Below are 12,598 nucleotides of genomic sequence, written 5' to 3'. Positions count from 1 at the left end.
GCAGAGATGCTTCTCCACAGGCAGGCTACTACAGACAACTATCGTATTGTCTATTCGTTATGCATTAACGCTGATTGACAGACAGACGCAGGATTGTTTCATGCGGCAAAATAACGCGTGAGTTGTCCACGTTTTCCTTTTTCATCAGCTTGGTCAGCAGACGCATTGCTACTGCACCCAGATCGTACATCGGTTGAGCTACAGTTGTCAGCTGCGGACGAACCATCGAAGCAAGGCGGATATTATCCACAGAGATCACAGAGAAGTCATCTGGAACTTTCAAGCCTTCATCCTGAATGCTATGAATCGCACCAATCGCCATTTCATCTGTTGCAGCGAAAATCGCTGTTGGACGCTTTTTCAGACCGATGAAGTATTTCATCGCTTCCACACCAGATTCATAACGGTAGTTACCGATACGCACCCAATCTTCTTTGTACTCGATATTAGCAGCTTCAAGCGCTTTCTTGTAGCCCTGGAAACGAGCGTAGCCATTCGCAGGATCTTGCAGTGTACCACTGATCATAGCAATCTCACGGTGACCATGACGGATCAATGTGTTTACAGCATCAAATGCCGCCTGCTCATGATCGATATCCACGGAAGGAATGATTCCCTCTTCATCGCGTGTTGCACAGAGCACGATTGGCACTGCTGCCGTTTGAAACGCTTGCAGATGATCCTCGGTTACGGTACCACCCATGAACAATAGACCGTCTACCTGCTTTTCCAGCAGCGTATTCACAACGCGAATTTCTTTTTCTTTTTTCTTATCGGCATTACACAGAATGATGTTGTAATGATACATATTGGCGATATCCTCGATCCCGCGCGCGATTTCGGCGAAGATAGAGTTCGAGATATCAGGAATAACGACACCTACGGTCGTTGTCTTTTTGCTTGCCAGACCACGTGCAACGGCATTTGGACGATAGCCCAGACGCTCGATCGCTTCGTACACCTTTTTACGGGTTTGCGGTTTGACGTTCGGATTGTTGTTGACTACACGAGATACGGTAGCCATAGAGACGCCGGCTTCGCGTGCTACATCGTAAATAGTTACTGTCACGTTCATTCTCTCCATTACAGGTAAATTTTCGTCTTGTTTTCAACGATTTTCTTAATTTTTCATTTACATTCATAATACGATAAATTGCAGGTTGATGCAATCATGTTAACAATTCTTCAAGAGAGCGCTTCACGCAATGCGTTAGCTGTGATGTTGGAATGAGATGTATCCCATACCGACTTGCCGTCCTTGATCAAAAGCACCTGTGGTGACTGATGCTGTACATCCAGCGCATCCGCAGCAGCAAGCGAAACATCACGATTTTCCACGACATAAATCAGACTATAATCGACATCTTCATTAGGCTCACTGCCCAGATAAGACTGAAATTGTTGGTACGCTCCTGCACTGATTGGACAACGCGTACTGTGTTTAAAAACGAGAAGCGGCTTCTGTGCGGTATGATCAATAGCCTCATTTAGCTGGTCGATCGTTGTCAATTCCGTTACGTTTGCCATTACCCACACATCCCTTTTTTGTTATATTGTAATGTAAGAACGTTTTCATAATCAACTATCATAAGTATCTTATCAAAAAAGGGCTGAAAAATCTATTTTTTTGTCAATGTTAACGCTTTTTTAGCCCTTCCTGCATAATGTAACTTTCATGGTAGTTATCATTTCCATTTCACAAATCCACTAATAATGCGGCTTTTTTGCTTCATTTGCTGTGCAGATGGCTCCGTAACGCGGTTATTGTTACAATAGATGAGAAGCATGCTTTTGATGTAGAACGATAGAATAGGAGGAAAATAGAATGAGATTAGCTGGTAAAAAGGTTATTGCGCTGGTTGATGAAGAATTCGAGGATCTGGAGCTATGGTATCCCGTGTATCGTGTACGTGAGGAAGGTGCCGAGGTGCATCTGGCTGGCGCCGACAAAGGAAAAACGTATATCGGTAAATATGGCGTACCTGCTCAAGCAGAATACAGCTTTGATGAGCTGAGCAGTAGCGATTATGATGGGATTCTTGTTCCCGGTGGCTGGGCGCCAGATAAGCTGCGCCGCTATCCAAAGGTATTGGAGCTGGTACGCGAAATGCATGAAGCACGCAAGCCGATCGGTCAGATCTGCCATGCTGGCTGGGTGCTCATTTCTGCTAAGATTCTGGATGGAGTGACGGTTACGTCTACACCGGGTATTCGTGATGATATGGAAAATGCAGGTGCGATCTGGAAGGATGAAGCCGTTGTTGTTGATGGACACATCGTATCGGCTCGCCGCCCGCCAGATTTGCCGCCGTATGGACTGGCATTTTGTGATGCGCTGGCTGATAAGGCTTAAATGGTATTCATGATACAGTTGATCTATTTAGAAGCAAAAAAGGCTTTCTCGTGAGAGAAAGCCTTTTTGTTATTTTATTCATCGCATTCCATTTTATTCAATTCTTTCAATTTTAATTGTCTCGTTCGTTTAATTCGCTTTACTCGACGCCAGGGAAGCTAGCTTCTGATCCTGGTTCACGAGCGCATGGAATGCCTTAATATAAATGTCCAGCTCTCGCTCAATCTCGTTGGATGTACGAAGCTTCATCCAATCGGCTGCCATAGCAGCAGCATCGCGCGCAGTAGTATGCAGCACCGACTGCTTAATACGTAAGAGCGATTGTGGCGACATACTCAGACGATGCACGCCGAGATGTAACCAGAACGGCAAGGAACGCTCGTCACCTGCCATTTCGCCACAGACGCTAACTGGAATGCCTGCATCATGGGCTGCATTGATCGTGGCACGTAGCATACGCAGTACAGCAGGATGATACGGATTGTACATATGAGCAATATGCTCATTCATCCGGTCAACTGCGAGCACATATTGGACGAGATCATTGCTGCCAATACTGAAGAAGTCGCATTCACCTGCCAGTAGATCAGCAATCGCTACCGCAGCAGGCACCTCGATCATAATGCCAACCTCGATACTGCGATCGTATGCAATGCCTTCTCTATCCAGCTCGCGCTTGGCTTCATCCAATACATCGCCAGCGGCACGTAGCTCCTCCAGCGATGAGATCATGGGATACATAATCTTCACTTTGCCATGAGCACTAGCACGCAGGATCGCGCGTAGCTGTGTTTTGAACATATCGCGATGGTCGAGACAGATGCGAATTGCACGGTAGCCGAGGAATGGATTTTCTTCCTCCGGCAATTCAAAATAGTCCAGCTCCTTATCGCCACCAATATCGAGTGTGCGAATAACGACCGACTCGCCGCCTGCCTTTTCCGCGACAAGACGATAAATATCCAATTGCTCCTGCTCGGTTGGCAGTGCATGACGATCCATGTACATGAATTCGGTACGGAATAAGCCTACACCCTCGGCACCATTTTTGAGCGCGATTTCCAGCTCTTTCACCGAGCTGATATTAGCGGACAATCGTACACGCACACCATCGCGTGTAACCGAATCGACCTTACTCAGCAGTTCCAGCTGTTGCTTGCGCTGCTGCTGCTCCGTACGCAGCTTACGGTAATGTGATACGGTATCTCGATCAGGGCTCACATAAATCAGCCCGTTATCGCCATCAACGACTACGGTTTCTCCTGTTTGGACGAGTGTATCCAGCTCGACTTCCAGACCGGATACGAGCGGAATACCGAGCGCACGCGCCATAATAGCGGAATGCGAAGTTTTTCCACCCATCAATGTAATGATGCCAAGTACATGCTGTGGATTCAAATGCACCAGCTGAGAAGGCGGAAGCTCCTTCGCTACGAGCACATACGGCTCATTATCGCTAGGCAGCTTGACTTCAGGCGCACCAAGCAAGTGCTTGAGCAGACGATTGCCCACATCCTTAATATCGGCAGCGCGCTCCTTCATATACTCATCATCCAGCAAATCAAACATCGTAACAAAGTGATCGGTTGCTTCCTGCACCGCCACCTCGGCTGCCTTGTACTGACGTTCAATAATTCCACGAATCTCATTCATAAATTCAGGGTCTTCCAAAATGGCGATATGCGCATCAAAGATGCTGGATTCCTCCGGCCCCGCAATTTCCGAAAACTCCGTTTTCATCGATTCAATCTCATGCTTGGACGTGCGAATACCCTCGTACAAGCGTTCAAATTCACGGGTCAGATCGACCGCATCCAGCTTCTGATCCGGTACATCCCATTCCCATGTTGGCAGCACAAATGCCTTGCCAATGGCTACTCCAGCAGCAGCCGCAACTCCTTGAATCATGCTTTTTCCTCCCCACCGTTCTTGTCATACATAACCACCGACATTACCGTTCCTTGCCCCTTTTTCACCTGTTTAAAGGGAGCATAGCTCCATGACTTCACACGGTCTGGATTGGTAATAACCATTGGTGTCGCAAGTGACGGTGCGTTTTTTTGCAAAGTATCCAGGTCGAACTTGATCAACAGCTGCCCGGCTTCCACTACATCACCAGCAGCTACATGTGCTTCAAAACAGCCCTTTTGCTGAGATGTATCAATGCCGATATGCAGCAAAATCTCCAATCCATCCACTGTTCGTATACCGAGTGCGTGCATCGTTGGATACAGGTGGATAATCGTACCTGCGACAGGCGATACCAGCTCGCCACTGTCCGGTACAAAGGCTACTCCTTCACCAACCAGCTTGCCTGCGAAAATCTGATCTGGCACCTCGGACAATGGAATCATTTTCCCTTGTACCGGCGCACAGAACTTCACATGCGACAGATCGCGATCCATCAGCTTGCGAATCTCCTCGCGAATCAGCTCCGAATAGGTGCCAAACACGATCTGCACATTCCCTCCACCGAGCTTGATCAGCCCCGCAGAGCCTAGCTCCTTCAATGCTTTACCATCCAGCAGACGGTCATTCACCACCGTCAAACGAAGACGTGTAATGCATGCTTCTACCTGTACCACATTCTCCTTACCACCAAGCGCCTGCAAAATGAGTGGAGCCTGATACGGAATATTACCCACCCAGTCTCCAAGTGTCGACGCTTCCTCCCGACCAGGTGTCGGAATACGGAAGGTGCGAATCGCGTAGCGAAACACATTATAATAAATAACGGCATAAACGAGCCCAATTGGAATAAGCAACCAGGCATTTGTTGATAAATGATAGTTGAGTACGTAATCGATCACACCCGCAGAGTACGAAAAGCCATGATGAATATCGAGTGCATACGTGATCCACATCGCCAGACCGGACAAAATAATATGCAAAATGAACAGTCCCGGTGATGCAAATAAAAAGGCAAACTCAATCTGCTCTGATACACCGGTTAAAAAGCAGACCAGCGCCGCCCGCATAAAGGTTTTGCGGACTTTGGGCTTCAGGTCTTCCCTCGCCTCTTGAATAATCGCCAGTGCAGCCGCAGGCAGCGCAAACATCATGACTGGATACAAGCCTGCCATATAAATGCCTGCTGTCGGATCTCCGCTGAAAAAGCGCGGCAAATCGCCCTGTACAATATCTCCGTGCGCCTCAAACGATCCAATCTGGAACCAGACGATATTGTTAAGCAAATGATGTAAGCCAAATGCAGACAATATTCGGTACAATGCCCCGTATAGAAACAAACCAAAGCCGCCCATCGTGGACAGCACCCAGGTTAATCCATTGAGCAGCTCCTGTAGAATCGGAGCGAGCCACAGCATCAGACACGCAAAAACGGACGAAAATAGGCCCATGAACAATAACACGAACCTTGAACCGCCAAAAAACTGAATCGCTTCGGGCAAACGGACATTTTTGAATCTACGATATGCCGCTCCGGCAATCACACCGATGATAATCCCAATCAGTGTGGATGGCTGTAGTAAAGCATCGCTAAAATGCTTGACCACATAATCATATAAAGCCATACCCGCAAATGCAGCGAGTCCAGCGGGTCCTTCCTGATTGGCAAGGCCAAGCGCTACACCGATCGCAAATATAAAGGGTAAATAGTGAAATATACTTTGTCCTGCAATCGTAGCGACCTCCGAAACCATGGGCAAGCCCCATGTCCCCCAGGGTAAGCCGCCAACGCTAAGCAGTATGGCTGCAGCCGGAAGCACCATTGTAGGAAGCATAATGGCTCTACCGAACTGTTGCAGGGAACCTAGCCAATTCAACGCGCCTTCCCCCTTCCTATACCTGATGGTACGCTGTCAGCCATCTTTTGTCAAAGCACTTTGCTACGATTATAGAGGATGTCTGAACAAGCTCTTTCCAAGCGTTATGTACAAGCATGCAAGCGCTTGCCGCTCATTGAAAATAAAAACTGCTCCAGTAACCTCATTGCGATTACTGGAGCAGCTAAACCACTCAAATTCTCTATTTATTCCGAATACTATATCCACTTTGAGAGTCGATGTTGTTCCTCGTTCGCACCTGAATCTGAATCTGAATCTGAATCTGAATCTGAATCTGAATCTGAATCTGAATCTGAATCTGAATCTGAGCAAGTGTAACGGGATTCTATTGCCCTGTACAGCCTTATTTTAGCTACGTACAGGTCGTACGATGGCATCTTCTACTTTAATACAGCGATCCATAATAACGGTAAGTCCAGCATCGGCTGCAATTGCCGCTGCTTCCATATTTACGACACCCAGCTGCATCCATAGGATACGAGCACCTGCCTGTACCGCCTCATGAGCAACCTCGGTGCAGTACTCGCTACGACGGAACACATTGACCATATCGATCGGATCAGGCACATCGGCGAGTGAAGCATAACAGGTCTCACCCAGAATCGTTGCACCTGCTGCCATCGGATTCACTGGAATGATACGATATCCACGATCCTGCATCGCCGCTGCCACCATATAAGAGGTACGATCCGTTTTGTCCGATAGTCCGACCACCGCAATATTACCGGTTTGCTCCAGAATGGTCTTAATTTCTTCCCGTGAAGGATTTTCAAAAGCCATTGCTGATGCCTCCTTTATCATCTTAGAGCATTATCATGCTTCGCATACAGCTGTTCATGCCAGCGAAGTGTACTATGCTCTTATACCCATTCTACCTTAGCGCCAAGCGAACGGATATGATCAAAGTATTGCGGATACGATTTGGCAACATGATGCGCGTCCTGGATACGAATCGGTGCCTTAGCACGCAGACCGACGATGGACAGCGCCATAATTACACGGTGATCATAATGCGCATCAATCGTTACGCCGCCTTCTACCCCTTCTGGACGACCGTGTACGATAATCTCTGCCTGACGCTCTTCTACATTGGCGCCTGCTTTACGTAGCTCGTTCAGGTAGTCCGTAATCCGATCACATTCCTTGTAACGAAGGTTCTCTACATTATAGAAACGGGATGTGCCTTCAGCAAATACAGCTGCTGCGACCATTGCCAGCACGGCATCTGTCGCCGCATCGCCGTCAAACTCTATTGCCTTGAGGCGTCCATTGCCCTGTACATGCACGATATCATTTTCGTGTGTAAGCGGAACGTCCATCATTTGCAGTACATCGACTACTGCCTTCTCGCCCTGCTTACTCTGAACAGGCAATCGGTGAATCGTCACATCGGATACCGTAACCGCGGCAGCTGCCAGCACAGCAGCTGAACCCGGATAGTCACCTTGAACAGTGTATTCCTGTGCTTTATACTGCTGACGTCCAGGCACACGGTAATGCATCAGGTCTTCGCTCGCTTCGATTACGATGCCCGCCTGCTCCAGCACTTCCAGCGTCTGACCTACCACGACTTTGGATTTCAGATCGTGCAGTACTGTAATTTCGCTGTCTTCCTCCAGCAATGGAGTCAGGAACAGCAATGCGCTCAAATACTGCGAGCTCACGCTACCCGAAACGGTAATTTTGCCACCTTTTGGCTTGCCACCACGAATGGTGATTGGCAGACGTCCTTGCTGATGCTCCACCTCGACACCAAGCTGACCGAGCGATTCGATCAGATCATCATGCGGACGTTTACCCAGCGAATCTGGATATGTATTCACAAAGGTCACTTCTGGGCACAGCGCTGCAATCGCCATTAAGAAACGCAATACAGCACCTGCATTCCCTACATTCAGCTCCTTCACATCGACAGGCTTGCTGCCAAACCCTTTGATTACGATCTTCTCATCATCTTCCTCAAGTACAGCTCCTAGATCACGAATACAGCGACGCATCGCATCACTATCCTCACTATGTGCCGGAAAATGAATCGTACTCGTTCCGTCTGCGAGCGCAGCAACGAGCAGATAACGAGTCGTATAGTTTTTGGAAGAAAGGGCTCCGATCTCTCCTTTCAGCTCTGGAGTAGGGGTAACAATAACATCCATGGTTTTATTCTCCTTCGGGGTTTGGTATGATGAACACAGATTGCCTAATGTATAACAAATTGGCATATGTGTGAACTATTTTAATGAATAGAGGGATAACGATGTCCAAGCAAACTCAGATTACGACAGATGAGCTACGTGAGCGTATGAACACTGGCGAAAAGCTACAGCTGATCGATGTACGCGAGCATGAGGAAGTCGTCCAAGGCATGATCGATGGCGCGCGTCATATTCCAATGGGTGAAATTCCAGGCCGTTTGGACGAAATTGATCCAGACGCACCAACGGTGCTCATCTGCCGTAGCGGCTACCGTAGCGAGCGTGTACGCGAATACTTGAGCCAGCATGGCTATGACAACTGCCTGAACATGGAAGGCGGTATGATTGACTGGGTGGAGGGCGAATAGCCCCCACCTTTTTTCATGCTTGTTCTTATGAACTTGTCAATATATTGTAGGCAATGCAAGGGTAAAATAGACAACACGATTAGGAAATTAATCATACATTCAAAGCATTTCTGTCTGCGAATCAACCACCGATGTTCGCATCATATGGTCCATCCTCTATCGTATTGCTTACATATATAGCGTGCCCCCAGAACAGATCGCCATCATCGAACCAGAATGTAAAATCCTCTTCTGTAAAGGTGATCGCTTGAAGCGTTAATTGTTTAGCAAAATTCGCTTCACTCCATTCTTCTTCATCATCTTCCAGCCAGCTATCATTTTTCAGCTCGGTCAGCTCTTCAGCAGCAAAAGCACGAATACGACGATCCCACTTTGCATCATCATCAATTAAACGCGCAAGAACATTTAATTGATGATGGGCATCTGCATCGTTATCTAGGCTTACTCTGATCGTTTCGCCTAACCATTCAATGTTGCCACGAAGTGAATTCAGACTTCGATCCAGTACGAACGTACCGAGACGTTCATGCTCGATCGTGACCTCACGTGTCTGTTCCTTCAGTATAGTAGCAAGCTGGGGCTCCTGAGCCGAGTCTATGAGCTGATCGAGCTTCAATAGCAGCAAGCGATTCTGATCGCGGCGAACTTTCATTTTCCAGATCTGGTTGGCTTCCATGGGGTCGAATAGCTGTTCTAGCTTCTTCTCTTCATCTTTATTCACTAAAATGAATGCCCCCTGTTGAATGTCCGCCTGATCCTGTACATGCCATGCTGTCACAGAGATGGTAGCCATCCATGCCTGTTCATTATCCATTCTACTGTAAGAAGCGCCATCTGCGCCGGTTAATGCGATAATGTCCAGCTCAGCACTAGCTGGAAATGACTGCTGAAATTGCTGAACCTCTTGTATAATCATTGCTTCATTATTACTCATATGATTACACCTCCACTTTTTCGCCTAAAACCTAAGAAGCTTGAACGCGGTAACGTGTTAAAATATGCGTAACGACTTCATCCGGCGTCAAGAGCGATGTATCTACGGTAACATGAGCAAACCGATACGCATCTTTGCGCTCTTCCATGATAGTCTGTACTCGTTCTCTCGTATCACCTGCCAGTAGAGGACGATTCGTATCGCCAGCTACACGACCGACAATATGATCGACATCTGCGGTCAATGCCACCACCATACCTTTATCCAGCATCACTGCACGGTTCAGCTCACGCAGTACGCAGCCGCCTCCAGTAGAAATTACCTGACCAGTCGACTGTAGCATTTCCTCCAGCACCTGACTTTCCAGGTCGCGGAAATACGCTTCGCCTTTTGTACGGAAAATCTCCTGTACCGACATTCCCTCTCTCTCGGCAATAATCGTATCCATATCTACGAGCGGATACGATAGCTGCTGTGCCAGCAGCGTGCCGACCGTCGTTTTGCCGGTTCCCATCATGCCAACGAGAATGATATTGGAATGCTGAAACTCACTTTCCTGATGCAATGTGCACACCTCTTTCAGCATCTTTTTTGTTGCACACATCATACCATATGGGGGGGAGGTTGGACAATGCTTTGGGAGGGGAGGTGAATTGCACGGTGATGGGGTGGCAGTTCACTTCGGGAAGGAATAAGGGGACGGACTCGGGTGGAGCCGCGGGAATCTATGGAGTAGGAGTGGATTGTAGATTCCCGCCCCTCCAAAATCGTCCTTTCCCCTTATTTCCTTCCCTGCGTTCCGTGCTTCCGCATCAAATGCAGATTCACCTCTTGCGGGATGTAAACAGGAAGTGATAAGTTTGTCCTGATTCAACAACTCTGTATGATCATGTGCTCATTTCTGTCTTTTCATTTTTGGCTTCGATGGCTTTGATCCAGTAGGTGAATTCGTTTTGGAGAGTGGTGTCGGAGGTGGTTTCTTTTAAGATGTTGAGGTATTGGCATGTGTTATTGTCGCCTATATCCACTACGAATAGGGGGATGGCATCTGCGATGTCGTGTTCGTAGCTGTTGATGGAATCCGGGTACAGGTTGATGTCTGTCATTTTGGTTCTCCTTTGTGTGTGTTGTATGTATAACGATCCATTTGGTAGTGCGCGAGATTTCCAACTGATTTATTTAATTCATTCATCTTTTTCAATCCACTTCTAGTTCAACTCGTTTTAATCTATTTCTTTTAATATACTTGCCCCGGTCTCTATTATGTTCTATTCAGTCGCAGAGCTTCATAATAAAAAGGAGCGGAATTGATCCGCTCCTCTGAACTGTAGCTTCCAAATGAAGCTGATTATATAGTTGCCGATAAAGTGACTTTATCCGCTAACGTTGAATAAAATTATTTCATCCACTCGTAGTGGAATGTGCCTTCTTTGTCCACACGCTTGAACGTGTGAGCGCCGAAGTAGTCGCGTTGTGCTTGCAGCAGGTTAGCTGGCAGGCGCTCTGTGCGGTAGCTGTCGAAGTAAGCCAGTGCGCTGGAGAAGCCAGGAACTGGGATACCGTATTTTACAGCTGTTGCAACCACTTCACGCCATGCATCCTGGTAGCTCTCGACGATGTTTTTGAAGTAGTCGTCCAGCAGCAGGTTTTTCAGGCCGCCATCTTTGTCGTAAGCATCCTTGATGTTTTGCAGGAAGCGGGAACGAATGATACAGCCACCACGGAAGATCATCGCGATGTTGCCGTATTTCAGATCCCAGCCATGCTCGTCCGATGCAGCGCGCATTTGTGCGAAGCCCTGTGCATAGGAAACGATTTTGGAAGCATACAGCGCTTTGCGAATCGCTTCGATAAATTCGGCTCTGTCGCCAGAGAATGCTTCGGTTTTTGGACCGCTCAGAATTTTGCTTGCAGCTACGCGCTCTTCCTTGATTGCAGACAGGAAGCGTGCGAATACAGATTCCGTAATCATGGACAATGGTACGCCCAGATCCAGTGCGCTCTGGCTTGTCCATTTACCTGTACCTTTTTGACCGGCAGCATCAAGGATTACATCGACCATTGGCTTGCCTGTTTCTTCGTCATATTTCGTGAAGATATCAGTCGTGATTTCGATCAGGTAGCTATCCAGCTCGCCTTTATTCCACTCATCAAAAATGGAATGCAGTTCTTTGGTGTCTGCACCCAGTACGGATGTGAGCAGATTATAGGCTTCACCGATCAGCTGCATGTCGCCATACTCGATACCGTTGTGAACCATTTTCACATAGTGACCTGCACCGTCCGGTCCGATATATGTACAGCAAGGATCGCCGTTCACATGTGCAGAGATGGAAGTCAGGATAGGCTCAACCAGCTTGTAGGCACTTTCCTGTCCGCCTGGCATGATTGCTGGGCCTTTCAGGGCGCCTTCTTCACCGCCGGATACGCCTGCTCCGATAAAGCGGAAGCCTTTTTCCTCCAGCTCTTTGTTACGACGCTGTGTATCAGGGAAATGGGCGTTACCGCCATCAATAATAATATCGCCTTGATCCAGATGCGGAACCAGCTGCTCAATGGTAGCGTCAGTTGCCGGACCTGCTTGAACCATGATCAGGATTTTGCGAGGTACTTCCAGGGATTGTACGAATTCTTCGATTGAGAATGTACCTACCAGGTTTTTACCCTGTGCTTCTTCCAGCAGATCATGTGTTTTTTGAGGGGAACGGTTAAATACAGATACGCTGAACCCTTTGCTTTCGATGTTAAGAGCCAGGTTCTTACCCATAACGGCAAGACCAACTACACCAATTTGTTGTTTAGACATTTCCGGTTCTCCATCCTTTACATTAAGTATTTGTATTTCCTCATTTTGAATCTTTCATGTGAGCCTTTCAACATTTTACATGTTTTATTCTTATAAAGAAAGTCCAAAGGCGTGATCCCATGAAAATTCATAAAAACGTTGA

General features: G+C 47.6%; 12 protein-coding genes. 2 read left to right on the top strand and 10 right to left on the bottom strand.

Going from position 1 to position 12,598, the window contains the following annotated elements; all coding sequences use genetic code 11:
* Window positions 1-64: 64 nt before the first annotated feature.
* Both ccpA and ytxJ read right to left on the bottom strand, forming a co-directional pair.
* Entirely contained in the window at window positions 65-1,069 is a 1,005-nt protein-coding gene (gene ccpA / locus IEX62_RS08820) for a catabolite control protein A (protein ID WP_188775102.1), read from the bottom strand.
* A 116-nt stretch (window positions 1,070-1,185) separates the two neighbouring features.
* Window positions 1,186-1,527, bottom strand: a complete 342-nt coding sequence (gene ytxJ, locus IEX62_RS08815; protein ID WP_188775101.1) for a bacillithiol system redox-active protein YtxJ — start codon at window positions 1,525-1,527, stop codon at window positions 1,186-1,188.
* Between the two features lie 298 nt (window positions 1,528-1,825).
* Between ytxJ and IEX62_RS08810 the strand changes: the two genes are divergently transcribed.
* Window positions 1,826-2,353 carry a type 1 glutamine amidotransferase domain-containing protein gene (locus tag IEX62_RS08810; RefSeq protein ID WP_188775100.1) on the top strand — a complete coding sequence of 176 codons (528 nt, stop codon included), beginning with the start codon at window positions 1,826-1,828 and terminating at the stop codon, window positions 2,351-2,353.
* 129 nt (window positions 2,354-2,482) lie between these two features.
* On the opposite strand, the gene ptsP is transcribed toward IEX62_RS08810, so the two are convergent.
* The 4 genes from ptsP to aroA all read right to left on the bottom strand — a co-directional run bounded on the left by ptsP (window position 2,483) and on the right by aroA (window position 8,309).
* Window positions 2,483-4,261: a phosphoenolpyruvate--protein phosphotransferase gene (gene ptsP, locus IEX62_RS08805; protein WP_188775099.1), complete on the bottom strand. Its 1,779-nt coding sequence runs from the start codon at window positions 4,259-4,261 to the stop codon at window positions 2,483-2,485.
* Complete coding sequence (locus tag IEX62_RS08800) at window positions 4,258-6,138, bottom strand: glucose PTS transporter subunit IIA (RefSeq protein WP_188775098.1); 1,881 nt, start codon at window positions 6,136-6,138, stop codon at window positions 4,258-4,260. Before IEX62_RS08800 ends, ptsP begins: the two co-directional genes overlap by 4 nt.
* 369 nt (window positions 6,139-6,507) lie before the next feature.
* Window positions 6,508-6,939: a CoA-binding protein gene (locus tag IEX62_RS08795; protein WP_188775097.1), complete on the bottom strand. Its 432-nt coding sequence runs from the start codon at window positions 6,937-6,939 to the stop codon at window positions 6,508-6,510.
* 80 nt (window positions 6,940-7,019) lie between these two features.
* Window positions 7,020-8,309 carry a 3-phosphoshikimate 1-carboxyvinyltransferase gene (gene aroA / locus IEX62_RS08790; protein ID WP_188775096.1) on the bottom strand — a complete coding sequence of 430 codons (1,290 nt, stop codon included), beginning with the start codon at window positions 8,307-8,309 and terminating at the stop codon, window positions 7,020-7,022.
* Between the two features lie 101 nt (window positions 8,310-8,410).
* Here aroA and IEX62_RS08785 point away from each other — a divergent pair, with 101 nt between their 5' ends.
* The gene (locus tag IEX62_RS08785; protein ID WP_188775095.1) at window positions 8,411-8,716 is read left to right on the top strand and encodes a rhodanese-like domain-containing protein; all 306 of its coding nucleotides are present in this window, start codon (window positions 8,411-8,413) and stop codon (window positions 8,714-8,716) included.
* Between the two features lie 121 nt (window positions 8,717-8,837).
* Here IEX62_RS08785 and IEX62_RS08780 read toward each other — a convergent pair whose 3' ends face one another.
* The 4 genes from IEX62_RS08780 to gnd all read right to left on the bottom strand — a co-directional run bounded on the left by IEX62_RS08780 (window position 8,838) and on the right by gnd (window position 12,456).
* Window positions 8,838-9,650 (bottom strand): DUF2262 domain-containing protein, encoded by an 813-nt coding sequence (locus IEX62_RS08780; protein WP_188775094.1) that lies wholly within the window; start codon window positions 9,648-9,650, stop codon window positions 8,838-8,840.
* 31 nt (window positions 9,651-9,681) lie between these two features.
* Complete coding sequence (locus IEX62_RS08775; RefSeq protein ID WP_229685698.1) at window positions 9,682-10,215, bottom strand: shikimate kinase; 534 nt, start codon at window positions 10,213-10,215, stop codon at window positions 9,682-9,684.
* A 322-nt stretch (window positions 10,216-10,537) separates the two neighbouring features.
* Window positions 10,538-10,756, bottom strand: a complete 219-nt coding sequence (locus tag IEX62_RS08770) for a hypothetical protein (protein ID WP_188775092.1) — start codon at window positions 10,754-10,756, stop codon at window positions 10,538-10,540.
* Window positions 10,757-11,046: 290 nt separating this feature from the next.
* Window positions 11,047-12,456, bottom strand: coding sequence for an NADP-dependent phosphogluconate dehydrogenase (gene gnd / locus IEX62_RS08765; protein ID WP_188775091.1), 1,410 nt, complete (start codon window positions 12,454-12,456; stop codon window positions 11,047-11,049).
* Window positions 12,457-12,598 lie beyond the last annotated feature (142 nt).

This window comes from Paenibacillus hunanensis (genome assembly GCF_014645615.1).
Classification (GTDB): Bacteria; Bacillota; Bacilli; order Paenibacillales; family Paenibacillaceae; genus Saccharibacillus; species Saccharibacillus hunanensis.
The sequence above is the reverse complement of the archived record's forward strand: the minus strand, read 5'-3'. Positions and strand labels throughout refer to the sequence as shown.

Bases quoted from the DNA above. Each gene is read 5' to 3' on its own strand.
- ytxJ (WP_188775101.1), bottom strand. From the start codon at position 1,527: ATGGCAAACGTAACGGAATTGACAACGATCGACCAGCTAAATGAGGCT.
- IEX62_RS08810 (WP_188775100.1), top strand. From the start codon at position 1,826: ATGAGATTAGCTGGTAAAAAGGTTATTGCGCTGGTTGATGAAGAATTC.
- ptsP (WP_188775099.1), bottom strand. From the start codon at position 4,261: ATGATTCAAGGAGTTGCGGCTGCTGCTGGAGTAGCCATTGGCAAGGCA.
- IEX62_RS08795 (WP_188775097.1), bottom strand. From the start codon at position 6,939: ATGGCTTTTGAAAATCCTTCACGGGAAGAAATTAAGACCATTCTGGAG.
- aroA (WP_188775096.1), bottom strand. From the start codon at position 8,309: ATGGATGTTATTGTTACCCCTACTCCAGAGCTGAAAGGAGAGATCGGA.
- IEX62_RS08785 (WP_188775095.1), top strand. From the start codon at position 8,411: ATGTCCAAGCAAACTCAGATTACGACAGATGAGCTACGTGAGCGTATG.
- IEX62_RS08780 (WP_188775094.1), bottom strand. From the start codon at position 9,650: ATGAGTAATAATGAAGCAATGATTATACAAGAGGTTCAGCAATTTCAG.
- IEX62_RS08770 (WP_188775092.1), bottom strand. From the start codon at position 10,756: ATGACAGACATCAACCTGTACCCGGATTCCATCAACAGCTACGAACAC.
- gnd (WP_188775091.1), bottom strand. From the start codon at position 12,456: ATGTCTAAACAACAAATTGGTGTAGTTGGTCTTGCCGTTATGGGTAAG.